This is a genomic window from Duganella violaceipulchra (assembly GCF_019166075.1).
In the GTDB taxonomy this organism is placed as follows: domain Bacteria; phylum Pseudomonadota; class Gammaproteobacteria; order Burkholderiales; family Burkholderiaceae_D; genus Rugamonas; species Rugamonas violaceipulchra.
Genome location: NZ_JAHTGR010000011.1, coordinates 88068 through 112923, shown reverse-complemented (window position 1 = coordinate 112923; position 24856 = coordinate 88068). Strand labels below are relative to the sequence as shown.

At 66.5% G+C, this 24856-nt stretch carries 19 protein-coding genes; 5 read left to right on the top strand and 14 right to left on the bottom strand.

What is annotated here, in order from left to right; genetic code table 11:
- Positions 1 to 11 precede the first annotated feature (11 nt).
- Together KVP70_RS20690 and KVP70_RS20685 are read right to left on the bottom strand one after the other, a co-directional pair.
- Positions 12 to 986: an alpha/beta fold hydrolase gene (locus tag KVP70_RS20690; protein WP_229224969.1), complete on the bottom strand. Its 975-nt coding sequence runs from the start codon at positions 984 to 986 to the stop codon at positions 12 to 14.
- A gap of 24 nt (positions 987 to 1010) precedes the next feature.
- Entirely contained in the window at positions 1011 to 1571 is a 561-nt protein-coding gene (locus KVP70_RS20685) for a thymidine kinase (protein ID WP_217944052.1), read from the bottom strand.
- Positions 1572 to 1789: 218 nt separating this feature from the next.
- Here KVP70_RS20685 and KVP70_RS20680 point away from each other — a divergent pair, with 218 nt between their 5' ends.
- From KVP70_RS20680 to KVP70_RS20670, 3 genes are read left to right on the top strand one after another with little or no spacing between them, the layout of a single operon-like run.
- Positions 1790 to 3157 (top strand): pyridoxal-phosphate dependent enzyme, encoded by a 1368-nt coding sequence (locus KVP70_RS20680; protein WP_217944051.1) that lies wholly within the window; start codon positions 1790 to 1792, stop codon positions 3155 to 3157.
- A gap of 11 nt (positions 3158 to 3168) precedes the next feature.
- Positions 3169 to 4344 (top strand): trans-sulfuration enzyme family protein, encoded by a 1176-nt coding sequence (locus tag KVP70_RS20675; RefSeq protein WP_217944191.1) that lies wholly within the window; start codon positions 3169 to 3171, stop codon positions 4342 to 4344.
- Positions 4345 to 4384: 40 nt separating this feature from the next.
- Entirely contained in the window at positions 4385 to 4921 is a 537-nt protein-coding gene (locus KVP70_RS20670; RefSeq protein WP_217944050.1) for an HNH endonuclease, read from the top strand.
- Here the strand turns inward: KVP70_RS20670 and KVP70_RS20665 are convergent.
- Positions 4906 to 7134: an acylase gene (locus KVP70_RS20665; RefSeq protein ID WP_217944049.1), complete on the bottom strand. Its 2229-nt coding sequence runs from the start codon at positions 7132 to 7134 to the stop codon at positions 4906 to 4908. The genes KVP70_RS20670 and KVP70_RS20665 overlap by 16 nt on opposite strands.
- Before the next feature lie 32 nt (positions 7135 to 7166).
- Positions 7167 to 7997 (bottom strand): ParB N-terminal domain-containing protein, encoded by an 831-nt coding sequence (locus tag KVP70_RS20660; protein ID WP_217944048.1) that lies wholly within the window; start codon positions 7995 to 7997, stop codon positions 7167 to 7169.
- A 291-nt stretch (positions 7998 to 8288) separates the two neighbouring features.
- Between KVP70_RS20660 and KVP70_RS20655 the strand changes: the two genes are divergently transcribed.
- Positions 8289 to 8579, top strand: coding sequence for a hypothetical protein (locus KVP70_RS20655; protein WP_217944047.1), 291 nt, complete (start codon positions 8289 to 8291; stop codon positions 8577 to 8579).
- A gap of 9 nt (positions 8580 to 8588) precedes the next feature.
- Here the strand turns inward: KVP70_RS20655 and KVP70_RS20650 are convergent, their stop codons facing one another.
- The 9 genes from KVP70_RS20650 to KVP70_RS20610 form a co-directional block, all read right to left on the bottom strand.
- Positions 8589 to 9947 (bottom strand): ATP-binding protein, encoded by a 1359-nt coding sequence (locus tag KVP70_RS20650; protein ID WP_262311709.1) that lies wholly within the window; start codon positions 9945 to 9947, stop codon positions 8589 to 8591.
- Positions 9937 to 10545 carry a chemotaxis protein CheB gene (locus KVP70_RS20645; protein WP_217944046.1) on the bottom strand — a complete coding sequence of 203 codons (609 nt, stop codon included), beginning with the start codon at positions 10543 to 10545 and terminating at the stop codon, positions 9937 to 9939. The genes KVP70_RS20650 and KVP70_RS20645 overlap by 11 nt, the downstream gene beginning before the upstream one ends.
- A complete protein-coding gene (locus tag KVP70_RS20640) occupies positions 10538 to 11365 on the bottom strand; it encodes a CheR family methyltransferase (protein WP_217944045.1) in 828 nt (275 codons plus the stop codon). The genes KVP70_RS20645 and KVP70_RS20640 overlap by 8 nt, the downstream gene beginning before the upstream one ends.
- A gap of 10 nt (positions 11366 to 11375) precedes the next feature.
- Complete coding sequence (locus KVP70_RS20635) at positions 11376 to 15074, bottom strand: response regulator (protein WP_217944044.1); 3699 nt, start codon at positions 15072 to 15074, stop codon at positions 11376 to 11378.
- 4 nt (positions 15075 to 15078) lie between these two features.
- Complete coding sequence (locus tag KVP70_RS20630; RefSeq protein ID WP_217944043.1) at positions 15079 to 15291, bottom strand: hypothetical protein; 213 nt, start codon at positions 15289 to 15291, stop codon at positions 15079 to 15081.
- A gap of 147 nt (positions 15292 to 15438) precedes the next feature.
- Positions 15439 to 16413, bottom strand: coding sequence for a ribonuclease T2 family protein (locus KVP70_RS20625; RefSeq protein ID WP_217944042.1), 975 nt, complete (start codon positions 16411 to 16413; stop codon positions 15439 to 15441).
- Between the two features lie 37 nt (positions 16414 to 16450).
- Positions 16451 to 17062 (bottom strand): response regulator transcription factor, encoded by a 612-nt coding sequence (locus KVP70_RS20620; protein ID WP_217944041.1) that lies wholly within the window; start codon positions 17060 to 17062, stop codon positions 16451 to 16453.
- On the bottom strand, positions 17059 to 18171 hold the full coding sequence (locus KVP70_RS20615) for a sensor histidine kinase (protein ID WP_262311710.1): 1113 nt from the start codon (positions 18169 to 18171) through the stop codon (positions 17059 to 17061). Before KVP70_RS20615 ends, KVP70_RS20620 begins: the two co-directional genes overlap by 4 nt.
- Before the next feature lie 12 nt (positions 18172 to 18183).
- Positions 18184 to 19995 (bottom strand): CIA30 family protein, encoded by a 1812-nt coding sequence (locus KVP70_RS20610; protein WP_229224968.1) that lies wholly within the window; start codon positions 19993 to 19995, stop codon positions 18184 to 18186.
- A gap of 170 nt (positions 19996 to 20165) precedes the next feature.
- Here KVP70_RS20610 and torT point away from each other — a divergent pair, with 170 nt between their 5' ends.
- Positions 20166 to 21308 (top strand): TMAO reductase system periplasmic protein TorT, encoded by a 1143-nt coding sequence (gene torT / locus KVP70_RS20605; RefSeq protein ID WP_229224967.1) that lies wholly within the window; start codon positions 20166 to 20168, stop codon positions 21306 to 21308.
- On the opposite strand, the gene KVP70_RS20600 is transcribed toward torT, so the two are convergent.
- Positions 21309 to 24839: an indolepyruvate ferredoxin oxidoreductase family protein gene (locus KVP70_RS20600; RefSeq protein ID WP_217944040.1), complete on the bottom strand. Its 3531-nt coding sequence runs from the start codon at positions 24837 to 24839 to the stop codon at positions 21309 to 21311.
- Between the last annotated feature and the right edge of the window lie 17 nt (positions 24840 to 24856).

Below are 24856 nucleotides of genomic sequence, written 5' to 3'. Positions count from 1 at the left end.
TTGTACAAAAACTATACCACGATGGTTGTGAAGGTCAATCCCGATGTGTTGTCGTGCGCGGCGTGCTCATGCGGGCCTGCCACCGCCGCCACGCTGCTGTCGTACGAAAAACCGTGCTGCTGAAGGATGTCGATCAGTTCCACCGGCGTGCTGCCCAGCTTGAGGCTCTCTGCCAGCCAGGCCCGCAACGCTGGCGCAATGGCTGCCGGCTCGGGAGTCAGCTCGGCGCCGGTGATGATGACGGCCAGCAGCGCGTTGAGCCGCTTGGTGTCGATCAAGTGCTGCACCACCGTGTGGCCCGAATACGGAAACGGATACAGCGTGCAATTGCCCACGGCCGCCAGCCGGTGCGCATGCATCGCATCGAGGTTGACCGACTCGGTGGAGTTGGGTTGATCGGGTTTGGTGCCGAACGCGATATGCAAATGGGTCTGCCCGCCTGCCCTGTCCCGCCGCAACGCCGCCAGGTCGTAGTAGCCCGAAGCCGGCGGATTCTGTTGCAGCGCGCGCATCACCGCGATCCAGCGACGGTCGTTGTAAAGCAGCGCCTGTCGCACATCGAGGAAGGACAGCGGCCCGAAAGCGATCACCTGCTGCACGTCGAGCAGCAGGCCAAACATGACGGCCGCGTAAGCCCCCATCGACTGCCCGATGGCGACCACCTTGCTCGGCTTGATCGCGGCGATCAGCGCCCGCAGCCGCGCCACCGTGTCGTCGGGGTGCGCGCCCAGGCCAGCGATGCTGCGGTGATACCAACTGTTGCCGGAATCGCGCACCAGGATCTTGTTCAGATGGCGTCCGCTGGCCTGCTCCAGCTTTTTCAAGCGGCCGAAGAAATCGAACTCCGGCCGCGTTTCCCACGACACGAAGCCGAAGGCGATCACCAGGATCTCGCCGGGCACGACGCGGTCGATCAGCACATCCTCGGCGCTGGTCTTGACGCGCCGGTTATCCAGCGCAGGCACATCGGTCAAATTCAACGACATCGCCCGCACTCCCGGTTTTAACGTTTAATGACTGTCCGTGTAAAAGCAACGCCCGCAAGCCTGGCGATAACTCTCATTGCCGCCGATGCTGATCTGCTCGCCTTCCTTCATACGCTTGCCATCCTGGTCGACCCGGATATTCATGGTCGCCTTCTTGCCGCAACTGCAAATATTCTTCAACTCTTCAATATCGTCGGACAGCGCCAGCAGGTAGGCCGAACCGGGGAATGGCTCGCCGCGGAAGTCCGTGCGCAGGCCGTAGGTGATCACGGGAATGCCGCGCACCTGCGCCAGCTGGTGCAACTGCTGCACCTGCACCGTGCTGAGGAACTGCGCCTCGTCGATCAACAGGCAGGCGATCTTCTGGTCGATCAGGTCAAGGAAGTTGGTGCCGGCGTCGAACACTTCCGTCTGCCGCTGCGGTCCCAGCCGCGACGTCACCTGACCCACGCCGTAACGGTTGTCGATGGCGGCGGTGAACAGGCGCACCTGCTGGCCCTGCTCTTCATAATTGTGCGCCACTTGCAGCATCGCAGTGGATTTTCCTGCGTTCATCGCAGAATAACGGAAATAAAGTTTAGCCACTACTACCCCTTTTTGAAGTGCGGGATTATAAACCGCCCCTTCAGAAAAAGGAGCATACTTGCTTTTCCAGCAGCAGTGTAAATCCGGTATTTTTTTCGCATATACAAACTCGGAAACATTCCTTTCCAGCGCCTACAGAGCGGCCTACCATCCGCTCTTTACAAAAAAGCACGAGCGAACACAATTCGTCCGTGCCCACAGTTCGCAAGGAGAACCGCATGCCTACCCCCGCATTGTTTAAGCTCATCGGCAACACACCACTGGTCCAGGTCACGCGCCTGGACACCGGCCCCTGCCAGCTGTTCCTCAAGCTCGAATCGCAGAACCCCGGTGGTTCGATCAAGGATCGCATCGGCCTGTCCATCATCGAAGCGGCCGAGGCCGACGGCCGGCTGAAACCGGGCGGCACCATCATCGAGGCCACCGCCGGCAACACCGGACTGGGCCTGGCGCTGGTCGGCCGACTCAAGGGCTACCGTGTGCTGCTGGTGGTGCCGGACAAGATGTCGACCGAAAAAGTGCTGCACCTGAAAGCGCTGGGCGCCGAAGTGCGCACCACCCGTTCCGACGTCGGCAAGGGCCACCCCGAGTACTACCAGGACTACGCCGCCCGCCTGGCGCGCGAGCTGCCGGGCTCCTTCCTCGCCGACCAGTTCAACAACCCGGCCAATCCGCTGGCGCACGAAACCACCACCGGCCCGGAGATCTGGGACCAGATGGGCCACGAGGTCGACGCCATCGTGGTCGGCGTCGGCTCGTCCGGCACCTTGACCGGACTGAGCAACTACTTCCGCAAGGCCGCGCCGCACGTGGAATTCGTGCTGGCCGATCCCAAGGGCTCGATCCTGACCGAGTACGTCAACACCGGTCACGTGTCCGACACCAGCGGCTCGTGGGCGGTGGAAGGCATAGGCGAAGACTTCATTCCCTCGATCGCCGACCTGAGCGGCGTGCGCAAGGCCTACACCATCACCGACCAGGAAAGCTTCGACAGCGCCCGCAGCCTGCTGCGCGCCGAAGGCATCCTGGGCGGCTCGTCGACCGGCACCTTGCTGGCCGCCGCGCTCAAGTACTGCCGCGAGCAAACCACGCCCAAGCGCGTGGTCACCTTCGTCTGCGACACCGGCACCCGCTACCTGTCCAAGGTCTACAACGACGGCTGGATGCGCGACCAGGGCCTGCTGCGGCGCGAACCGCTGCACGACCTGCGCGACCTGATCGGCCGCCGCTACGACGAGGGCGACGTCGTCAGCGTCTCCCCCGCCGACACCCTGCTGATCGCCTTCAACCGCATGCGCAGCGCCGACCTGGCGCAGCTGCCGGTGCTGGAGAACGGCAAGCTGGTCGGCATCATCGATGAATCGGACCTGCTGCTCAAGGTCGACAACCATGCGGAACAGTTTTCCAGCCTGGTCGGCGCCACCATGACGTCGCGCCTTGAAACGCTGCACCCCAGCGCCAGCGTGCAGGCGCTGCGCAGCACCCTGGACCGCGGCCTGACCGCCGTGGTGGCCGACGGCGACGCCTTCTACGGCCTGATCACCCGCTTCGATTTGCTGAACCACCTGAGAAGGACTTTATCTTGAGCGACCAACATCTGAACAAGCAAAACAAAGCCGCCCTGGCCACCCGCGTGATCCACGCCGGTCAGGCGCCCGACCCGTCGACCGGCGCCATCATGCCGCCGATCTACGCCACCTCCACCTTCGTGCAGGACAGCCCCGGCGTACACAAGGGCCTGGACTACGGCCGCTCGCACAACCCCACCCGCTGGGCGCTGGAGCGCTGCGTGGCCGACCTGGAGGGCGGCGCCCAGGGTTTCGCCTTCGCCTCCGGCCTGGCGGCGATCTCGACGGTGCTGGAACTGGCCGACGCCGGCTCGCACATCATCGCCGGCGACGACATGTACGGCGGCACCTACCGCCTGTTCGAGCGGGTGCGCCGGCGCAGCGCGGGCCACGACTTCAGCTACGTCGACCTGACCAAGCCGGAAAACCTGCTGGCCGCGATCAAGCCGGAAACCAGGATGGTGTGGGTCGAAACGCCGACCAACCCGATGCTCAAGCTGGCCGACCTGAAGGCGATCGCCAGGATCTGCCGCGAGCGCGGCATCATCGCCGTGGCCGACAACACCTTCGCCAGCCCGATGGTGCAGCGGCCGCTGGAACACGGCTTCGACATCGTGGTCCATTCGACCACCAAGTACCTGAACGGCCACTCCGACATCATCGGCGGCATCGCCGTGGTGGGCGGCGAGCCGCACCAGAAGGAATGGTGCGAGCAGGTCGGCTTTCTGCAAAACTCGGTGGGCGCCATCGCCGGCCCGTTCGACAGCTTCCTGGCGCTGCGCGGCGTGAAGACGCTGGCGATCCGCATGGAACGCCACTGCCGCAGCGCGCTGGAGCTGGCGCGCTGGCTGGAGCAGCAGCCGCAAGTGCGCAAGGTCTACTACCCCGGCCTGGAATCGCACCCGCAGCACGAACTGGCCAAGCGCCAGATGGACGGCTTCGGCGGCATCATCTCGATCGACCTGAAGACCGACCTGCCGGGCGCGCGCCGCTTCCTGGAATGCTGCTCGGTGTTCGCGCTGGCCGAAAGCCTGGGCGGGGTCGAAAGCCTGATCGAGCATCCGGCCCTGATGACGCACGCCACCATCCCGCCGGCGACGCGCGCAAAGCTGGGCATCGGCGACGGCCTGATACGGCTGTCGGTGGGAATCGAGGATATAGAGGACTTAAGGGCCGATATTCGCCGTTCGCTCGATGCGATTTAGGTGCTAGTATCCGGGAATCGCGTAATCAGCCCGAGACCTCATGGAATTCCTCTTAATCATCATCGGCGTACTGGCCATCGGCGCGCTGTACTCGCTCGGCGTGGCCAGCGCCAAGCCGGTGCCCGGCAGCGACTTCTACAAGGTGTCGAAGGATGGCCGCGTGCTGGCCTCCGGCGGCCCCAAGGTGACGGCGCTGCGGCCCAAGGTGACGCCGGACGGCTTGATGGTCAAGCTGCGCAACGGCAACCGCACCGGCGAGTTCCTGGTGCACGAGCTGGTGGCCGAAGCGCACCTGCCCAATCCATCGGGCTTGAAGTGGGTGCGCCACAAGGACGGCAACCCGCGCAACAACAAGGTCGAGAATCTGGCGTGGAGCAAGGAGCCGGAAGCCCCGCCCGTCGTGGCGTCAGCTCCACCGCCGGCGCCAGTGGCGTCGCAGACCCGCTATGCCTCGCCGGCGGCGCGGGCCGCCGCGGCAGCGCTGGCGGCGGCAGCGGCCGAAGCGGAAGCGCGCTCCGCTCCGGCGAAGACCATCGGCGACGCCCTACCCGGCGGCGCGCCTCAGTCGCCTGGGTGATATTTGCGTTCCAGGTGCTTTTCCACGTCCGCCTTGTAGAACAACACGTCCTTGAATTCCCCGCGCGCGTACATCGCGGCCTGGTCGCTGAAATGCGGCGAGGCCGGATTGCCGCTCTCCCCGCCCGCCAGGATGCTGCGCGCCTTGATGCGCGGCCCGAACTCCACCGCCGCCACGAAGCTGTTGCCACGCTCGCCGTAGATTTTTTTGGTCTTGGGCTTGGACGTCATGCCCGAAGTTGGCCCGAACGCGGCCAGCGAACCCCAGTTGGCTGACGCGAACGCCACTGGCAAACTGTGCTTGCTGTCGTCGAAAGGCTGGACGATGTCGCCGGTCAGGCGCTGGAAGCGATTGATCTCGCCCCACGGCGTCTGCCATGTGCCGAAGTCCGCCGCCAGCTTGGCCGACGCGCGCTCCAGCGCCTGCAAGCGCTGCTGCGGCGTGATCGCGGCCTGGATGTAGTCGAGCACCAGCACCTCACGTGCCTTGGCCGCCGCGCCGTAGGTGGCCGACAGGTCCTGCGCCCAGAAGATCGCCAGCGACGTCGGCACCGACGCCAGCGAGTAACGCATGTCCCAGCCGCGCAGCGCGGCGATCTGCGGCGCCAGCCCGGCCTTGAGCGCATCGCCCGCCGGCAGCTCATCCCACGCCGCGAACAGCTGCGGCAGCAGCGGCTCGAAGGCCGGCAGCTGCGTGTCGTAGGCGCTGGCGATCAGGCTGTCGAGTGTGAAGCTCTTCCTGTTCTCCAGCACCCGCACCGCGTGGATGCCGCGCGGGTTTTCGGGATTCATCGACATATAGGCCGGATAGTCGCGCGCCTTGGGACTGTACGCGCCGGCCGCCGTGTACGGCCAGTTGTTGGTGTTCTGTATCCAGCCGTTCTTCGGATTGAACAGCGTGATGGTGTCTTTCACCGCATGCAGGCCTTGCCATTCGGTAGCCGGATCGCTGCCGTCGACCGGATGCTTCCAATCGAACCTGGGATCGCGCTTGGGAATGAAGTTCCCGTGGAAGTAAGCGATATTGCCGTCCGCGTCCGCGTACACGGTGTTGTTGGACGAATTGGTGCGCAGCTCCATCGCCTTGTAGAAGTCCTTGTAGCTGCGCGCCTTGGTGCGGATATAGGATTGCGTCAGCGCCTTCAACGGCTCGTTCATCAGCCGCACGGCGATCCACTTGCCGTCCCTGGCGCGCACGATGGGGCCGTGGTGGCTGTAGTAGACCTTGACCACCTTGCTGGCCATGCCGGCCGCCGTCTTGTACGGCAACGTGATGTCGACCGCCTTCAACGCCCGCTGCTCCTGGCCGTACTGGTAGTAGAACTGGCCGTCCTTCTCGCTGATGGTCTCCAGGTATTCGTCGATGACGTCGCCGCCGCCGGAGGTGTGCATCCAGCCCAGCCGGTCGTTGAAGCCCTGGTAGACGAAGAACTGGCCCCAGGTCACGGCGCCGTAGGCGTTCAGGCCCTGCTCGCTGTGCACCTGCACTTCGGGACGGAAGTAGAACGAGGTGTGCGGATTAATCAGCAGCAGCGCGTGGCCGTCCTTGCTCAGCGCCGGGGCGATGGCGAAACCGTTGGAGCCGCCCGGCTCCTTGTCCAGGTCGATACCGTCGTCGCGCGCCGACAGCAGCACCGGCGCCGCCAGCGGCAGCCTGGCGCCGTTGGCGTACAGCTCCTGCAACGGCTTCAGGTCCACCGATTCGATGTCGCCACCGATGCTGCCTTCGCTGAAGCTGAGCGCCATCCACGGCTCGAAGCGGGTGATCAGCGCCGGCTTCACGTCCGGATGCGTGGCCAGGTAGTAGTTCAAGCCGTCGGCGTAGGCCACCATCAGCTGCTTCAGCCACACCGGGCTTTTGGCGTACTGCGCCTGCAAGTCCGCCGGATTGATGAACAGCTTCATGCGCAGGTCGCGATACAGCTCGGCCTCGCCCTCGACCTCGGCCAGCCGGCCCATGGCGTTGATGTAGTTGAGCTCGACCCGCTTGAAGTCGTCCTCGGCCTGCGCGTACATCAGGCCGAACACGGCGTCGGCGTCGGTCTTGCCGTAGACGTGGGGGATGCCCCACTTGTCGCGCAGGATGGTCACGCGCTGGGCCGCCGCCTTCAGGCGCGCGGCTTCCGCAACCGGCTTGGCCGCCGGCGGCGCCGCCACCGCCGGAGCTGTCGAAACACTGGCAACACAACACATCAGGGCTAAGCTTGAACGCATCGACAGACTCCGGGCGGTGGGGGAACTACAATTTAACTGGCGTCGACCAGCTCCGAGATACGCAGTTGCAGCGCGGTGATTTCCGCCCGCAGCGCCGCGTTCTTTTCCTTCAGCGAGGCGTTTTCGGCGCGCAGCTCGTCGACCTCGGTCAGCGGCCGGCCGTACTCGCCGCCACCCTCCTTGGCTTCCTTGGCGGGACGCGAGGCGGCACGCAGATCGCGCACTTCCTTGGCGGCCTTCTGCAATTCCTTCTTGCCGCCGGCCACCGCGGCCACCTGGTCGGCTTCCGGCAGCGAGGCCACGGTGGCGGCGGCGTTGATCGAGATCGTGCCCGAACGGACCGCCTCCACCAGCTCCGGCGTCGCCGTCTTCTGGATTTTTTCGATCTGGCTGATGGTGGCGCTGCTCAGGCGCGCGGCGCGGGCGATGTCCTCGCGCGAGGTCAGCGGCATGGCGGCCGGCTTGACCTTGGGCTCCTCGCCTTCCGGCGGCGCGATGGCGGCGTCCTCGGCGGCGGCCTGCGCGGCCAGCTCGACCACGCGGGCGGTGACGATCTCCTTCTTGCGCAGCGCCAGCACGCCGCGCTGGTAGTCGGAAATGCTGCGGCGGCCCAGGTTGTTATCGATCATCCACAGCTTGACGTCGTCGAGGCTGCGGAAACTGGTGTTTTCCGTGACCTTGAACGGAATGCCGTGCTGCTGGCAGATCTGGTAGCGGTTGTGGCCGTCGACCAGCACGTCTTCCCACAGCACCAGCGCGTCGCGGCAGCCTTCCACCAGGATGCTGCGCTCCAGCGCCGCGTATTCGGCCTCGGTCAGCGGCTCGATGTAGGCGCGCAACACGTCGTTGATTTTGATTTGCATAGTTATCCTCGAATTACCGGTGGGCCGGCGCCAGTGCGCCCGGCCAAATCGCCGTCCAGCATGCTACACCATCTGCGCACGCCGCCAAAGCCCCATGCCAGGATGTTCACTAAGGCAATCTTAAGAAATCTTCATTATTATTCTCCGCAGTCAACGAGCTTTCTCCGCCAATTGACACTAAGCCCCGACAGGTTTGCCGCCTGCTCGGGGCTTTTCCGCGTCTGGACGGGGAGGATTGCTTTTGCCCGTGCCTTGTTGCATGATTCATGCTTCCTCAATCAAGGCCTCACTATGATCCACTACATAATTAACGTGTCCTTTGCCGATGCCGCTCCCGATACCATGCTGCGCTTCAGCATTGAATTGTCGAAATATAATATCGCCGCCGGCATCAAGGCCGACGACGGCCGCGCCTACCACCTGCCGCCCGGCACCTTCACCTACGTCGGCAAGGAAACCATCAACGAAGTGCGCGACGGCGTGCACCGCCTGGCGGAAACCATCCAGACCGGCGCTTCGGTGCTGGTGACCGAGGCAACCACGCTGTCCTGGAGCGGCCTGAAGGAAGTGCCGGTCGCCTGAGGCTGCCGGCTAAGGCGTGACGGCGGGCACGGTCAGGGTGAAGGTGACGCCCTTGCCGCACGCGCTGTCGAGTTTGATGTCCCCCTTGAGCACGCCATGTGCCAGGTTGTGGACGATGAACATGCCGAGGCCGGAACCGCCCTGCCCCAGCTTGGTGGTATAGAAGGGCTCGAACACCTTGCGGTGCAGCTCGGGCGCGATGCCGGCGCCGTCGTCCTGGTAGATGATCTCGACCTGCTGCTGCAGCTGCCGGGCATCGATCATGATGTGGCCGCCGCCGGCGCCGAAGCCGTGACGGATCGAGTTCATGATCAGATTGCTGAAAATCTGTTCCAGGTCGCCGGGGTAGGCATCCATCTCGATGCCGGGCGGGATGCGTAAATCCACGCGCACTTGCGCATGCCGCATCGCCGTGCCCAGCGTGTGCAGGATGTCGCTGACCGTCTCGCGCAAGTCGAACACGCGGCGGCGCTGGCTGGTCTGGTCCACCGCCACCTTCTTGAAACTGTCGATCAACTCCCCGGCCCGCTGCGCGCTGCGCACCAGGATGGCGCTAGCGTTGATGCACTCGTCCACCGAGGCGAACAGCAGGCTCTTGGTCAGCGTGCCCTCGACCACTGTTTTCGACAACTCGGCGAGGCGGTCGCCCAGCGCCGAGGCCATCATGACGATATTGCCGATCGGCGTGTTGAGCTCATGCGCCACGCCCGCCACGATGCCCCCCAGCGAAGCGAGCTTTTCCGATTCGACGATCTGGTCCATCGCCCGCCTTAGCTCCAGGGTTCGTTGTTCGACCCGCCCCTCCAGGTCCTCGTTGAGCTGGCGCAGGCGCAGCTCGCTCTCCTTCAGCGCCGCCTCGGTGGCTTGCCGCACCTTGCATTCCTGCCCCAGGTTCTCGGCCAGCGCCGACAGTTCGCCGGTGCGCTCGCGCACCATGCCTTCCAGGTTGACCTTGCGGTATTCGATCTCCATGCGCTGGGCGTACAGCTCGCAGAACACCCTGACCTTGCTGCGCAACACCAGCGGCTCGATCGGCTTGATCAGGTAGTCCACCGCGCCGGATTCGTAGCCCTTGAACAGATGATTTTTCTCGTTCATGCCGGCCGTCACAAAAATGATGGGCAAGTGGCAGGTCTTGGGATTGGTGCGCAACAGCGCGGCCGTTTCCAGGCCGTTCATGTCGGGCATCTGGACATCGAGCAGGATCAGGGCGAAATCGCACTTCAGGCTCTGGCGCAGCGCCTCGTTGCCGGAGTTGGCGGCCACCAGCTCCAGGTCGAGCTCCATGTCCGACAACAGGGCGGCGAGCGCCGTCAGGTTCTCGGGCCTGTCATCGACCATCAGCACCGGAATCTTGTTAGCGTCCACTGTGTTTTCCTTTGCGTCCATGCGCGCCGGCCAGGGACTGGAACAGCGCCCCCAGGCCGGCCAGCGGCACCACATAATCGGCCCGCACAGCCGCCAGCGCCGCCAGCGGCATGCTCGGGCTGGCGGCGTCGGCCGGGTCCTGCACCACGGCCAGCCCGCCCTTGTCCTTGATCGCCCGTAATCCCAGGCTGCCGTCCGCGTTTGCTCCAGTCAATATTACGCCGATCAGGGCCGGGCCGAAAGCGCGCGCCGCCGACTCGAACAACACATCGATCGACGGCCGCGCGTAACTCACGGCAGCGTCCGTGCTTAGCGCCAGCGTGCCGTCGCGCTCCACCATCAGGTGGTAGTTGGCCGGCGCCAGGTAGACCGTGCCGGGCTCGATGCGCTCGCGCTCCTCGGCCTCCTTGACGCGCAGCGCGCAGCCCTGCTCCAGCACCCTGGCCAGGGAACCGTCCGAATCGGCCGAGATGTGCTGCACGATCAGCAAGGGCCAGGGCAGATCGGCCGGCAACGTCGCCAGTAGCGTCTTGAGCGCGCCGACCCCGCCGGCCGACACGCCCAGCACGATGGCCCGGTATGGCGCGCGCTTAGGCATAGGGCTTGCGGTAGATGCTCAGGTGGGGAGCGAAGCGCTCGTACTGCCGGCCCTGCGGGCGGCCGTCGAGCCGCTCCTTCATGCCCAGGCACAGGAAACCGCCCGGCTGCAGGCAATGCTCGAACAGGCGCAGGCAGCGGTCCTTGAGCTCCGCCTTGAAATAAATCATGACGTTGCGGCACAACACCAGGTTCATTTCGCCGACGTCGCTGTCGGTGACCAGGTTGTGCTGGACAAAAACCAGATGCTCGCGCAGGCTGGAGGCCAGCATGGCGTTGTCGTAGCAGGCCGTGTAGTAGTCCGCGAACGACGCCGTGCCGCCGCTGAGCTGGTAGTTGCGGGTGGCCGCCTGCATGGCCTTGAGCGGGTAGATGCCCTCGCGCGCGCGCCTGAGGACAGCCTCGTTGAGGTCGGTCGCATAGATGCGGTAGCGCCCGGCCAATCCGGATTCCTGCAGCAGGATCGCCATCGAATACGCTTCCTCGCCGCTGGCGCAGCCGGCGTGCCAGATCTTGACGAAGGGATAGGTCTGCAGGAACGGGATCACCTTTTGCCGCAGCGCCAGGAAAAACGGCGGATCGCGGAACATCTCCGTCACGTTGACGGTGATCCCCTGCAGCAGCGTCTCGAAGCAGGCGGGATCGCGCAGCAACCGGGCCTGGGCCTGCGAAAACGTCGCATGGCCGGAGCTGGCCAGCCACAGCCGCAGGCGGCGCTTGAACGAGGCCTCCGCGTAGCCGCCGAAGTCGTGGCCGTACACCTGGCGCACGCCCTGCAGCAGCAAGCCGATTTCCACATCCTCGATGGCGTCCGGGTCCATGGCTGCGTCCCTAGCGGCTGGTCCAGACCCGCAACAGCGACATCAGCTTGTCGGTGTCGATCGGCTTGGCCAGGTAATCGCTGGCGCCGGCCTCCAGGCATTTCTGCTGGTCGCCCTGCATCACCTTGGCCGTCATCGCGATGATGGGCAAGGCGGCGTAGCGGCGGTCGGCGCGGATCCGGCGCATCGCCTCGTAACCGTCCATCTCCGGCATCATGATATCCATCAGCACCACGCTGACGGCGGGATGCTGGTCGAGCCGCAGCAGCGCCTCGCGGCCGTTGTCGGCCTCCAGCACCAGCATGCCCTTCTCGGACAGCAGGCTGGTGAGCGAGAAGATGTTGCGCATGTCGTCGTCGACGATCAGCACGGTCTTGCCGTCCAACATGGCCTCCTTGTCGATCGCGGCCCGTATCATGCGCTGCCGGGACGGTTCCATCTTGCTCTCGACCATGTGCAGGAACAGCGTCACCTCGTTCAGCAAACGCTCCGGACTCTTGGCGCCCTTGATGATGATGCGCTCGGCATAGCGCTGCAACTGGCGTTCCTGCTCGCGCGTCAGGTCGCGGCCGGAATGGATGATGACCGGTATCCGGCGGGCCTGCTCCATGCCCTGGATGTGTTCGAGCAGCTCGAAACCCGACATGTCGGCCAGTCCCAGGTCGAGCACCATGCAATCGTAGCGGCCGGCCGCCAGCAGCGCCATCGCCTCGCGGCCGCTGGCGGCGACCGTCAGCACCACCTCGCGCTCGCCCAGCAGGGCCTTCAGGCTGGCCGCCTCGGCCGGATTGTCCTCGACGATCAGCAGCTGCTTGAGCGAATGGTCGAGCGCGCTTTCAACCGTGCCCAGCACCTCGTCCAGCTGGGCCGCGCTGACCGGCTTGGTGACCAGGCCGATCGCCCCCATCTCCATGGCGCGCTGGCGCTCCTCCAGGCAGGTGATGAAGTGGACCGGGATGTGGCGCGTCTCGGCGCTGTCCTTCAGGCTGCGCATCACGCCCCAGCCGTCCAGGCCCGGCAGCATCACGTCCAGCAGGATGGCGCTGGGCAGGTAGTGCCGGGCCAGCGCGACGCCGCCGGCGCCATCCACCGCGACCAGGGCGGCATAGCCGCGCTGGCGCACGAAGTCCATCAGGATGCCGGCGAAGTTGCGGTCGTCCTCGACAATCAGGATGCAACGCGCCTCCGGCTCCAGCGTGGCGCGGTCGTCGGCCAGCGCCTGCGGCGGCAGCGGCGCGATGGCGGCCATCGGCGCCGGCGCGGACGGCGGCACGGACGGCGGCGGCACGGACGGCGCCGCGTCCCCGCCGCCTCCAGCGGGCGTGGCGGGCGCCGCCAGCGGCAGGCACAAGATGAAGGTGCTGCCCTGTCCCTCGACGCTGCGCATGCTCAGGCTGCCCCCCATCTTGCGCGCCAGTTGCAGCGAGATCGACAGCCCCAACCCGGTGCCGCCGTACTGCCGGCTGATGCCGCCGTCGGCTTGCTTGAACGCTTCAAAGATCAAGTCCTGCTTGCTGGCCGGCACGCCGATGCCGGTGTCGCTGACGGCCCAGCACAAGGCCGGCTGCCCCAGCGGATTGACGGCCGCGTCGGCCAGCGACACCCGCAGGCCCACCTCGCCGCCGGGCGTGAACTTGATGGCGTTGGCGATCAGGTTCTTCAGGATCTGCGCGGTGCGCTGCGCATCGAGCGGCACCCGCGCCGGCACATCCGGCGCGATCTCGGTGTGCAAGCGCAAGCCCTTCTGCTCGGCCTGCAAATGGAACAGGTCCTGCAGCTCCGCGCACAGCCTGGACGGCTCCACCAGCTCGTAGCTGAATTCCACCTGGCCCGCCTCGACCTTGGACAGGTCGAGGATATCGTTGATCAGGTTGAGCAAATCCTGGCCGGCGCCGTTGATGGTGCTGGCATACTCCACCTGTTTGGGACTGAGCGTCTGGCCCTTGTTCTCCTTGAGCAGCCCCGACAGGATCAGCATGCTGTTCAGCGGCGTGCGCAGCTCGTGCGACATATTGGCCATGAACTCGCTCTTGTAGGCGCTGACCTTTTGCAGCTCCTCGGCCTTGCGCCACATGTCGCGGCTGGCCTGTTCCAGCTCGGCATGCTTGAGGCGCAGCTGTTCGCGCTGGGCTTCCAGCAGGTCGGCGCGTTCGGCCAGCTCCTCGTTGGTTTGCTGCAGCTCTTCCTGCTGCACCCGCAACTCTTCGGCCTGTTGCTCGGTCTCGGCCAGCAAGCCCTTGGTGCGCTGGCGCGATTGATTGACCTCGAAGCCGACCGCCAGCGCCTCGCGCACCGATTCCAGCAAGTCCAGCTCGGCCGGCCGGAAGGCGCGGAAAGCCGCCAGCTCGATGGCGCCGACCAGGTTATCGCCGTGCAGCAGCGGCACCAGCATCAGGTTGCCAGGGTCGGCGCGGCCCAGCGCCGACCCCACCGGCAGATAGCCGGCCGGCACGTCGTCCACCAGCAGGACGCGGCGCTCCCGCACCGCCTGTCCCAGCAAGCCGCCGCCGTTGGCGATGCGCGCGCCCATGTCGATGCCGGCCGGCAGCGCGTAGCCCGCCGCCAGGTACAACTGCTGGCTCTGCTCGTCGTGCAGGAAGAAGGCGCCGACGCCGGCGCCGCTGCGGGTGGCCAGGTAGCGCAAGACTTTCTCGGCCAGCAAGGCGGTCTCCTGCTCGCCGCGCATCAGCCCATTGAGTTCGTTCTGGCCGCTCTTGAGCCAGTCGCGCGCCTGCTCGGCGTCGCGGCTGGCGCGCAGGGACAGGCTCATCTTGCGCATCGCATGATCGAGCGCCAGCTGGGCCTCGCCGATGCTGAACACCGACCTCAGCAACTGCCCCACCTCGTCGGAGGAAATGGCGCGCCGATCGATGTCGGGCAGCCGGGCCAGCGTGATCTCGCGCTCCAGGTTGCCGCCGGCGATGGCCTCGACCGCCTCGACCTTCTCGGCGCTGCCGGCGTTCAGCGCGCGCGCCGCGTCGAGCGCCGTCGACAGCGGTTGCGCGATGCTGCGCTGGTAAAAGAGCCGGATGAACACCGCCAGCAGCAGCAACATCAGCGCCAGCCCGGTCAGCACCTGGTAGACGATGGCCTGGCCGCTGGCCAGTTGCCGGCTCGAATCGACCTCCAGCACACCGCGCACATCGCCCAGCTTCCAGTTGGTGCGCGGGCTGCCGGGCCAGCTGTTGTGGCAACTGACACAGGCCTGGGCCACCATACGGTCCGCCATCGCCACCCGCACCACCGTCTTGCCGGCGATGGTCTCGACGCGGGTGAAGATCTGATCGGGACTGCGCTGCAGAAAAGTCCAGGCATCCTCCCCGAACTGGTCGACCACCCGCTCGCGCCGGTTGGGGAAGGGATAGGGGCTGTACAGGCGCAGGCTGGTGCCCGATTGCTTGAGCAGCGCGCTCAGGTCGAGGATCATGGTGGCCGGCAGCGGCACGGTGTCGGGCCGCCCCAGATGGTCGAACGAAATCCGCAGCTTGCTCTCCGCCATCACCTTGGACACCACATTGTCGGTGTAATACTTGCGCAGCAATTGGAACTGCCGCACCGTTTCCTGGCCGGCGACGATGGCTTCCTGTTCCGCGTTGCGATGGATGACCAGCGGCAGCAGGACCGCCGCGGCCAGCGCGCTGAGCAGCAACAAGGCGCCGATCGGCACGAACAGTTTCCAGAACATCGAGTGCGCAAGCAAGGATCTCACGTTGCTACCCTCCCGCCAAGCACCAGCCGCATGCGCTGGCGCGCCAGGTTGGCGTCGAAGGCCAGTCGCGGGCGCGATCGTCCGCGCTGTTGGCGCGCAGCGCGATCTGGTCCGACTGGTACGCTTCGAGGATGAACAATGCCGAGGGCAGCGCCGCCAATAGCGCAAGCATGAAGAATTTTCGCCTCAGCAAAAGCCGATTCAGCCAGCCATTCATGTCCCCTCCCCGGCGCGGACATGGATGCCTGCCCGCCCCGCGCACCGGCGCGGTTATTTCCGAATAATTATAGGGGTATTACTTTGCGCCAACGAACATATTTGACGCAAGTGTGGCGGGCGGCGGCGATTTATGCGTGGCAGCCGGCTAGTTTCGGCCCGCCGCTTCGACGTAGACCTCGTCGCCGCAGCCGATTTCGCGCGGCGCGACGGCGGCGGCGTTGCCGACCAATTGCGGCAGTTCGCCGCCGGTGCTGAAGTCCAGCGGCAGCGCCACCCGGATCTCCTGCAGGTATTTGTGCTGGGTGCACACCAGCGTGATGCTGGCCGCCACCCGGTCGCCGTAGCGCGCCTTGACGCGCTCGAAGAACTCGCCGACGCGGAAGCTCTTGCCGGCGTTGTCCAGGACGATCTTGCCCACTTCGGAATCGTTCACCACCCGCACCGCCGACACCGCCTTGATGAAATACTCGTCCGGCGGCAGCGCCTGGCATTTGCCGTGCTTGTTCCATTCATAGGCGCCGAAGGTGCGCTCGAAGTAGAAATTGGGCATCCACGGCGCCACCTTGTCGATGGTTTCCTTGGTCAGCGCGAACGGCGCGCCGTCGCAGCTGCCGTAGCGGGTGCCGCATTCCTTCTTGTTGGGCCACAGGCCGTGCAGGCTCAGCGTCTTCGCTGGCAGCGCGCCGCTGTTCATGGCGTCGCACTCGGGCTTCTTGCCGTTGTAGGGCACGTGTTCGCAGAAGCCGGGCTGCCAGGTGATCGCCAGCACATAGCTGTCCTGCTGGTTGGCGATGCCGCAGGTCTCGCCGCCGCCGGACGGCGCCTTGAGCGCCTGCTCGGCCAGCGCCGGCGTGCCGCAGCTGCGCTGCACCCAGCGCAGCGACGGCGCGGCGCCCGGCACGTCGACCCGCAGCCAGTCGTAGTCGACCTTGTTGATCTCGCGCACCGTGTAGGCGGTGCCGGCCGCGACCTTGACCTCGCCCGGATTGGTGCGCTTGGCGAAGGACGCGAACGCCTCGCAGGACTGGGTCGCGGTGAACTGACCGCTGGCCGATTCGCTGGCGCCGGCGTCGAACGCGGCTAGGGCCAGCAGCAACAACGCTGCGAGGTGACGATGCATGGAAACTCCAAAGGTGGGGAAAAGTCGCGCTATTCTATTACAGCCAGCCGGCGTCGCGGGCCAGGCGGAACGCTTCGACCCGGTTGCCGGCGTCGAGCTTGCTGATCGCGTCGGAAAGATAGTTGCGCACCGTGCCTTCGGACAGGTGGATCTGGCGCGCGATGTCGCCACTGCTGCGGCCCTCGCCCGCCAGCCGCAGCACCTGCCGTTCGCGCTCGTTGAGCGGGTCTTGCTGCCCGCTCCAGCTCTCCAGCGCCAGCTCCGGCGCGATGGCGCGCCCGCCCGCGTGTACGGTGCGGATCGCCGCCGCCAGCGTCTCGGCCGGCGCATCCTTGAGCAGGTAGCCGCGCACGCCGGCGCCCAGCGCGCGGCGCAGATAACCGCTGCGGGCGAAGGTGGTGACGATCATCACCCGCGTCGGCAGGCTGTGGCCGGCCAGCGCGGCGGCCAGTTCCAGCCCGGTCATCAAAGGCATCTCGATGTCGGTCAGCAGGATGTCCGGCCGCAGCGCCAGGCATTGCGCCAGCGCCTCCTGGCCGTTGGCGGCCTTGCCCACCACGTCCAGGTCGCCCTCCAGCTTCAACAACGCCGCCAGCGCCCCCAACACCAGCGCCTGGTCTTCGGCGATCACCACGCTAATCATCGTCATGCGGCCGCTCCCATCGGCAAACTCAATTCCAGCGCCAGGCCGCGATCGGCGCGCAGCGCCAGCCGTCCGCCCAGCGCGGCCACGCGCTCCTTCATGCCGCTCAGGCCCGAGCCGTGCACGATCGCGCCGCCGTCCAGCGCACGGCCGTTGTCGCGCACCCGCAGCACCACCATGCCCGACTCCAGCGCCATCCGCACCTCGCAATGGGAAGCGTCGGCGTGGCGCAGGATGTTGGTCACCGCCTCGCGCAGCGCCAGCGACAGCACGTTCTCCAGCGCGGCCGGCAAGACGAACGGCTGCACCTGATCGGTGAAGCCGACATTGGCCGCCGCCAGGCTGGCGCGCGCCGTCGCCAGCTCATGCGCGAAGCCGGTCTGGCGGATGCCCGTCACCGCCGAGCGCACCTCGCTCAGCGCCTTGCGCGCGCTCTGCTCGATGTCCCGGATCTCGCTGCGGCAGGCCTGCGGATCGCGTTCCAGCAGCTTGCCCGCCAGCTCGGCCTTCAGGGTGATCATCGACAGCGTATGGCCCAGCAGATCGTGCAGGTCGCGCGAGATGCGTTCGCGCTCGGCGATGCGGGCCATGTGCGCCACTTCCTCCTGCTTGCGCAGCAGCTGGTCGCGCGAGCGCCGCATGTTCTCCTCCATGATGCTGGCAAATCCGACCGGACCGCCGACCACCAGCGCCGGCACCAGGAAGTTGATCTTCAGCGTGACGTAGGGCGTCATCAGGCAGGCACACAGCAGCACCAGGCCGATCGCCAGGTAGGCGTAGTGGCGGCGCTCGAAGCGCGAGCACATGGCGCTGGCGAAGATGAAGAACGTGCTGGCGCCGGCATTATGCGGCGCCCACAACACCCCCAGCAGCACCACGAACAGCAGCAGCGGCACCACTTGCAGATTGCTGCGCCAGAAGCTGGCGAAATACACCGGGAAGAACGCCAGCACGGTCAGCACCAGCCACACCAGCTCCGCCGGACTGGGACCGACGTAGGCATACTTCCACACGATGAACAGCAGCGACCAGGCCCACATATACGGTCCCTTGCCCATGGCGGGCGGCACCCACGGCCGCCCCAGCGCGCGCTTCAAGCTGCGTAGTATTCCCACTTCCGTCCTTTTTTATTCGTTCACCAGCCGCACGTCGGCGATCTGGAACTGGTATTCGCCCAATTTCGGCCCAGCGTTGAACGCTATCATGGTCACGGCGCCAAAGTCTATGCCCTTGAAGCGATCGAACGGCAAGACCACCTCTTTCCACTCGCCTGAAGTCTCGAACGACTGGCTGACCGGAATCTGCAGTCCGCTCGACAGGATGCCGACGCCGTAGCGCTGGCCGTCACCCTTGACGCGGAAGCGCAGCACCTTGGCGCCGCGCAGGTCGGCCGGCTGCATCATCTGCGTGCCGGGCATGAAGGCCAGGCCGGCCCACGGATAGGCAAAGCCGGGCTGCACTTTCGCCGTCACCGCCAGCGCACGCTGGCCGTCCACGCCAGCCTCCTCCACTTTCAGCTCGACGATCGATTTGCCGCCGGCGAATTGGTCGGTGGACGGCATCCAGCCGATGCCGAACGGGCTGGCCAGCTTATCGGCCGAGAACTGGCTGATGCGGCCACCGGCCGGCAGCGTCAGCGGCGCCTGCGTGCGCGGCGCCAGCTCCTGCGCCACCTTCTCCAGCTGGACCTGGCGCAGCGGGCTGACGGCGTCGCCGTCCTTCCACACTTCGACGATGTGGTGCAGCGCGCCGATATCGCTGCCGGCGTCGCCCTCCACCAGCAGCAGGTCGGCCTTGTAGCCCTTGGCGATGCGGCCACGGTCGGCCAGCTTGAAGGCGCGCGCCGGCGCCGACGTGGCGGCGGCCAGCGCCTGCCGCGGCGTCAGGCCGGCCTGCACCAGCGAGGCCATTTCGTGCAGCACGCTGATGCCGTACTGGGTGCCGGAGTTGCCGGCGTCGGTGCCGGCCAGCAGCGGCGCGCCGGCCTTGTTCAGCGCCGCCACCACCTGGTTCGGCGCCGCCATCAGCGCGGCATTGGCTTGCTTGCCGTAAGTGACCTTCAGCGGCGCGGCCTGCTCCCTGGTGAGCAAGGCGGCCAGGCCGGCGTCGCCCAGCACGTCGTCCTCGCGCATGCCGGCGATGCTCTCCAACACGCTCATGGTCGGGATGACGAAGGCGCGCTTCTGCCGCACCAGCTTGACGAAGCCGGCCAACTCCGCGTCGCTCAGGCGCTCGCCGTTGAACAGGTGGACCAGGCCATCGGCGCCCGCTTCCAGCGCGGCGCGGGCGTCGGCCAGGTTGCTGACGTGGACCACCGCCAGCTTGCCGCGCAAGTGGGCCGCGTCGACCAGGGCCTTGACCGTCGCCAGGTCCAGCGTTGGCGTCGCATGGCCGGGACGGCCCGGCTCCATGACGATCTTGATGAAATACGAGCCCTCGGCGATGCGGGCGTCGACGAAGGCCTCGGCTTCATCGGGCCGGGTCAGGGTCGGTATCGCCATGCCGTACTCGGTGCCGTGGCCGCCCGGCACGGTGGCCAGGGTGCCGGCCGAATACATGTCGGCCTGGTCGCGGTTGTCGTTGCCGCGCATCCTGGCGCTGATCTGCTGCATCGTCGCCACGCCGGTGAACATGTCGATCTGCGTGGTCACGCCGAACATCAGCGGCAGTTCCAGGTGGCGGTAGGCATGGACGTGGGCGTCGATCAGGCCTGGCAACAGTGTGCGGCCGGCGCCGTCGACGATGTGGGCGCCGGCTGGCGCGCCGCCGTGGAAGTCGGCGTCGGCGATCTTGTCGTCCTTGACCAGCACCGAGCGCCTGGCGTGCATCGTTACGCCGTCGAACACGCGGGCGTCGCGTATCAGCCAGGTATCGGCCAGCGCCGGGATGGACAGGCCGAGGCCACAGGCAAACAGCATCTTCGAAAGTACAGGGTTCATGGAGGTCTCCGGGTTGGTATGACGACAAGTGTGACGCGATACCGCCTGGCCCACCAGAAGCAAATGACACAACATTGACATGACAATTGTCAGATCCCCCGCCGCCCTGCCGATGCGGTTAGAATTGTACTAAACAAGTCCCCTCCGCCGATACGGAAGAAGAACACCGCATGTTGAATCCTCGCTTACGAACATTCGCCTGTCTGGGCGCGTTGGTTGTGTGCATGGCGCCGGCCGTTGTCGCGGCGCCGACGGCCAAATTTGCGCCGGTTCCGGTGGTGTCGATTTTCCGCCCGCTGCAGGCCAACGGCACGGCCGACGATGCGCTGGCCAGCGGCCGCGTGGTGCCGGGCACCTATGCGATGGCGCCCAAGGCCAACAAACACTGGCGCATCGCCTTCCTGTTCCCGCACCTGAAAGACCCGTATTGGGCCGGCTGCAGCTATGGCGTCATCAGCGAGGCGCGCCGCCTGGGCGTCGCCGTCGACATCCTGCCGGCCACCGGCTACGACGACCTGAATGGCCAGTTGCGGCAGATGGACGCCGCCATCGAGGCCAAGTATGACGCCATCGTCATCTCGCCGATCGGCATGACGGCCAATAACAACTCGATCGCCAAGGCGCGCGCCGCCGGCATACCAGTGTTCGAACTGGCCAACGACAGCCGCAGCGACGACCTGACGATCAAGGTCACCACCTCGCTGCGGGCGATGGGCATGGAAGCGACCCGCTGGATGGTGCGCGACGCCCAGCAGCGCGGCCTGAAGTCGGTCAACATCGGCCTGCTGCCAGGCCCGATGGGCGCCGGCTGGGTCAAGGGGGAAGTGGACGGCACGCGGATCGCCGCGGCGGAAGCCAGGATACCGGTCAACATCGTCGACATCCGCTACGGCGACAGCGACCGCAAGGTGCAGACGCAGTTGGCGACGCAGATGCTGGCCAAGCACGGCGCCAAGCTCGATTACCTGCTGGGCTGCACCGGCTGCGCGCCGGCCGCGGTCCAGCCGGTGAAGGCGGCAGGCTTGAACGGCAAGCTGCGCGTGGTGGCCTACGACCTGACCGACGAAATCGCCGGCATGGTACGCAGCGGCGACATCGCCGCCGCCGCCGACACCAAGGGCGTGAGCCAGGCGCGGGTGGCGATCAACGCGGCCGTCAACCTGCTGGAGGGGCGCGGCAAGGATCTGCCGCACACCATCCTGATCAACCTCGGACTGGTCGACCAGCAGAACTTCGCCAGCTATCCTTTCGATACCTCGATCGCGCCGGAAGGCTACAAGGTCGTGCTGTCCTACGACCCTGCCAAGAACTGATCAGGCCTGCCGCTTCAGTTCCACCACGCGGGCGGCGCGGAAGCGGGCCGCCAGTTCGGTCCACTGCGCGTCCGCCTGGTCCAGCGCCGCCAGCTTCACATGGCCGTAGCCGCGCACCTGGTCCGGCAACTGCGCCAGTTTCAGCGCCGCCTCCTTGTTGTCGGCCTTCAGGCTGGCCGCCAGTTCGGCGGCGAACGCCAGGTAGCGGTCGCGCAGCGCGCGTTCGCGCTTGCGCTCCTGCGTGTAGCCGAACACGTCGAGCGGTGTGCCGCGCAGCGACTTGAACCTGGCCAGCACGCCGAAGGCCGGCATCATCCAGCCGCCGAAGCGCATCTTGACCGGCACATCGGAACCCGGCTTGCGGCGCGCCAGCAACGGCGGCGCCAGATGGAAGGCCAGCTTGTAGTCGCCGTCGAACTGCGCGGCGATCTGCGCGCGGAAAGCCGGATCGGCATGCAGCCGCGCCACCTCGTACTCGTCCTTGTAGGCCATGACCTTGAACAGGTTGCGCGCCACCGCCTTGCTCACTTGCTTGCGCGAGCCGCTGCCTTCGAGCGCGATCTCGCGTTGTTCGACGGCGGCCACCGCGTCCGCGTACCGGCGGGCGTAGCCGGCGTTCTGGTAGCTGGTCAGCCAGTCGACGCGGAAGGCCACCATATCGGCCAGCGACGTCGGCGCGGCGAACTGGATCACCTGCTGCGACGGCTGCGCCAGGCGGTCCAGCGCCGTGCGGTCGGCGGCGGCCAGGCGGCCCAGCATAAAGGCGCGCTTGTTCATGTCGATGGCGACGGCGTTCAGTTCTATCGCCCGCATCAGCGCCTCCAGGCCCACCGGCACCAGACCCAGTTGCCAGGCAAAGCCCATCAACAGGATATTGCCGCCGATCGGATCGCCGAGGAAGCGCTGCGCGGTTTCCTGCGCGTCCAGTTGCCGCACGTTGGCCGCGCCGGCCGATGCCGCCAGCTTCTCCAGCAGGCCGGCCTTGTTGATCGAGGCGTCGCGCTCGCGGGTGAAATCGGCGGTCGGGATTTCGCGCTCGTTGGCCACCACCCTGGTGTGACCTTGGCGCATGACCGACAGGCTGTCCGGCATGGCGGCCACCACCAGATCGCAGGCGAACACCGCGTCGGCCTGGCGCAGGTCGATGCGCACCTGGTTCAGGCGCGCCGGCGACGACGCCACCCGCACATGCGACAGCACCGCGCCGCCCTTCTGCGCAAAGCCCATGAAGTCCAGCGTTGAAGCGCCCTTGCCTTCCAGGTGCGCCGCCATCGAGATCAGGGCGCCGACCGTGACGATGCCGGTGCCGCCGACGCCGGCCACCAATATTTCGAACGGCTTGGCCAGCGCATGGCGCGGCGGCGTTGGATAGGCGGCCAGCGCCCGCTCCAGGTCCGCCAGCGACAGCTTCACGCTTTCCGGCTTGCGCAGCGCGCCGCCCAGCACCGAGACAAAGCTCGGGCAGAAGCCTTCGACGCAGGAGTAGTCCTTGTTGCAGGACGATTGCTCGATCTGGCGCTTGCGGCCCAGCTCCGTCTCCAGCGGCAGGATGGACAGGCAGTTCGACTGCACGCCGCAATCGCCGCAGCCTTCGCACACGGCCGGATTGACCACCATGCGGCGCGCCGGGTCGGGGAAGACCACCTTGTCCGGCTTGTTCTTCTTGCGGCGGCGGCGCTTCTCGGCGGCGCAGGTCTGGTCGTACACCAGCACCGTCACGCCGGCGATCTCGCGCAGCATGCGCTGCATCGCATCGAGCTCGCTGCGGTGGTGCACGCTCACGCCTTCCGGCAGGCTCACGCCCTGGTAATTTTCCGGCGCGTCGGTCACCACCACGACCTTCTTCGCGCCTTCGCTGCAGACCTGCTGCACGATCTGCGGCACCGACAGGCTGCCGTCCACCGGCTGGCCGCCGGTCATCGCCACCGCGTCGTTGTACAGGATCTTGTAGGTGATATTGGTGCGGGCCGCGATCGCCTGCCGTATCGCCAGCGATCCCGAATGGTAGTAGGTGCCGTCGCCCAGGTTCTGGAACACGTGCGGCTCGCCGACGAAGCGCGAGGAGCCGACCCAGGCCACGCCCTCGCCGCCCATCTGCGCCAGGTAGTTGGTGTCGCGCTTCATCCACGTCGCCATGAAGTGGCAGCCGATGCCGGCCAGCGCGCGGCTGCCTTCCGGCACGCGGGTGGAGGTGTTGTGCGGGCAGCCGGAGCAGAAGTACGGCGTGCGCTTGACGCCATCGGCGCCGTTCGACAGCAGCTCGGCGGCGCAGAACTCCGGCAGCATGCGCGCCAGGTCCAGCTGCGCGAACTTCGGCGCCAGCCACTGCACCAGCGCCGGCGCGATGCGCGACGGCCGCAGCTCGCCCAGCGCCGACAGCAGCGCATCGCCATGGCGGTCGGTCTTGCCGATGACGATGGGACGCTGCTCCTGCGGCAGGTTGTAGAACAGGTTCTTGACCTGCTGTTCGATCACGGCGCCCTTCTCCTCCACCACCAGGATTTCGCTCAAGCCGGCGGCGAAGGCCGACAAACGGGTGCGCTCAAGCGGATAGGTCAGGCCCGGCTTGTACAGGCGCACGCCCAGTTGCTCCAGCCGTTCCAACGGCAGTTCCATGCGCTCCAGCGCCTCCAGCAGATCGAGGTAGGCCTTGCCGGCGCTGATGATGCCGATGGTGGCGCGCGGCGCCGGCACCACCAGCCGGTCGATGGAATTGGCGCGGGCGAAGGCCTGCACCGCCTCCAGCTTGGCGGCGGCGCGTTGTTCCAGCGCCAGGCCTGGCAAGTCGGGCCAGCGGTTGTGCAGGCCGTCCGGCGGCGCCACGTAGTCGGTCGGCGTGACGTACTGCGGCAGCGGCGGCAGCTCGACCACCGCGCCGCCCTCCACCGTTTCGGAGATGGCCTTGAAGCCGCTCCACGCGCCCGAATAGCGCGACATGGCCAAGCCGTACAGGCCGAATTCCATGTACTCCTGAATATTGGCCGGATTAATCACCGGCATGCTCCAGGCGATCAGCGCCTGCTCGCTCTGGTGCGGCATCGACGACGACACGCAGCCGTGGTCGTCGCCCAGGATCACCAGCACGCCGCCGGTCGGCGACGAGCCGTAGACGTGGCCGTGCTTGAGCGCGTCGCCGGCGCGGTCCACGCCCGGCCCTTTGCCGTACCACATGGCGAACACGCCGTCGACCTTGCGGGTCGGATCGGCCTCGACCTGTTGCGAGCCCATGACGGCGGTCGCGCCCAGCTCTTCGTTAATCGCCGGCAGGAATTCGATGTGGTGGCCTTGCAGCAGGTCCTTGGCGCGCCACAGTTCCTGGTCGACGGCGCCCAGCGGCGAGCCGCGGTAGCCGCTGACGAAACCGGCGGTCTTGAGGTGGCGCGCTTCGTCGCTGAGTTTTTGCATGCACAGCAGGCGCACCAGCGCCTGGGTGCCGGTCAGGAACACGCGGCCTTCGGCGCGGGTCAGGTTGTCGTCCAGCGCATAGTGCGGATCGGCCAGGAATGGCACGGGCAGGGTCATGGTGTTCATGGTCTCGTTTATAATTT

What these genes read in the sequence shown, in the direction of transcription:
- KVP70_RS20690 (WP_229224969.1), bottom strand. Translation starts at nt 986, where the DNA reads ATGTCGTTGAATTTGACCGATGTGCCTGCGCTGGATAACCGGCGCGTC.
- KVP70_RS20680 (WP_217944051.1), top strand. Translation starts at nt 1,790, where the DNA reads ATGCCTACCCCCGCATTGTTTAAGCTCATCGGCAACACACCACTGGTC.
- KVP70_RS20670 (WP_217944050.1), top strand. Translation starts at nt 4,385, where the DNA reads ATGGAATTCCTCTTAATCATCATCGGCGTACTGGCCATCGGCGCGCTG.
- KVP70_RS20665 (WP_217944049.1), bottom strand. Translation starts at nt 7,134, where the DNA reads ATGCGTTCAAGCTTAGCCCTGATGTGTTGTGTTGCCAGTGTTTCGACA.
- KVP70_RS20660 (WP_217944048.1), bottom strand. Translation starts at nt 7,997, where the DNA reads ATGCAAATCAAAATCAACGACGTGTTGCGCGCCTACATCGAGCCGCTG.
- KVP70_RS20655 (WP_217944047.1), top strand. Translation starts at nt 8,289, where the DNA reads ATGATCCACTACATAATTAACGTGTCCTTTGCCGATGCCGCTCCCGAT.
- KVP70_RS20645 (WP_217944046.1), bottom strand. Translation starts at nt 10,545, where the DNA reads ATGCCTAAGCGCGCGCCATACCGGGCCATCGTGCTGGGCGTGTCGGCC.
- KVP70_RS20640 (WP_217944045.1), bottom strand. Translation starts at nt 11,365, where the DNA reads ATGGACCCGGACGCCATCGAGGATGTGGAAATCGGCTTGCTGCTGCAG.
- KVP70_RS20630 (WP_217944043.1), bottom strand. Translation starts at nt 15,291, where the DNA reads ATGAATGGCTGGCTGAATCGGCTTTTGCTGAGGCGAAAATTCTTCATG.
- KVP70_RS20625 (WP_217944042.1), bottom strand. Translation starts at nt 16,413, where the DNA reads ATGCATCGTCACCTCGCAGCGTTGTTGCTGCTGGCCCTAGCCGCGTTC.
- KVP70_RS20620 (WP_217944041.1), bottom strand. Translation starts at nt 17,062, where the DNA reads ATGACGATGATTAGCGTGGTGATCGCCGAAGACCAGGCGCTGGTGTTG.
- KVP70_RS20610 (WP_229224968.1), bottom strand. Translation starts at nt 19,995, where the DNA reads ATGAACCCTGTACTTTCGAAGATGCTGTTTGCCTGTGGCCTCGGCCTG.
- torT (WP_229224967.1), top strand. Translation starts at nt 20,166, where the DNA reads ATGTTGAATCCTCGCTTACGAACATTCGCCTGTCTGGGCGCGTTGGTT.
- KVP70_RS20600 (WP_217944040.1), bottom strand. Translation starts at nt 24,839, where the DNA reads ATGAACACCATGACCCTGCCCGTGCCATTCCTGGCCGATCCGCACTAT.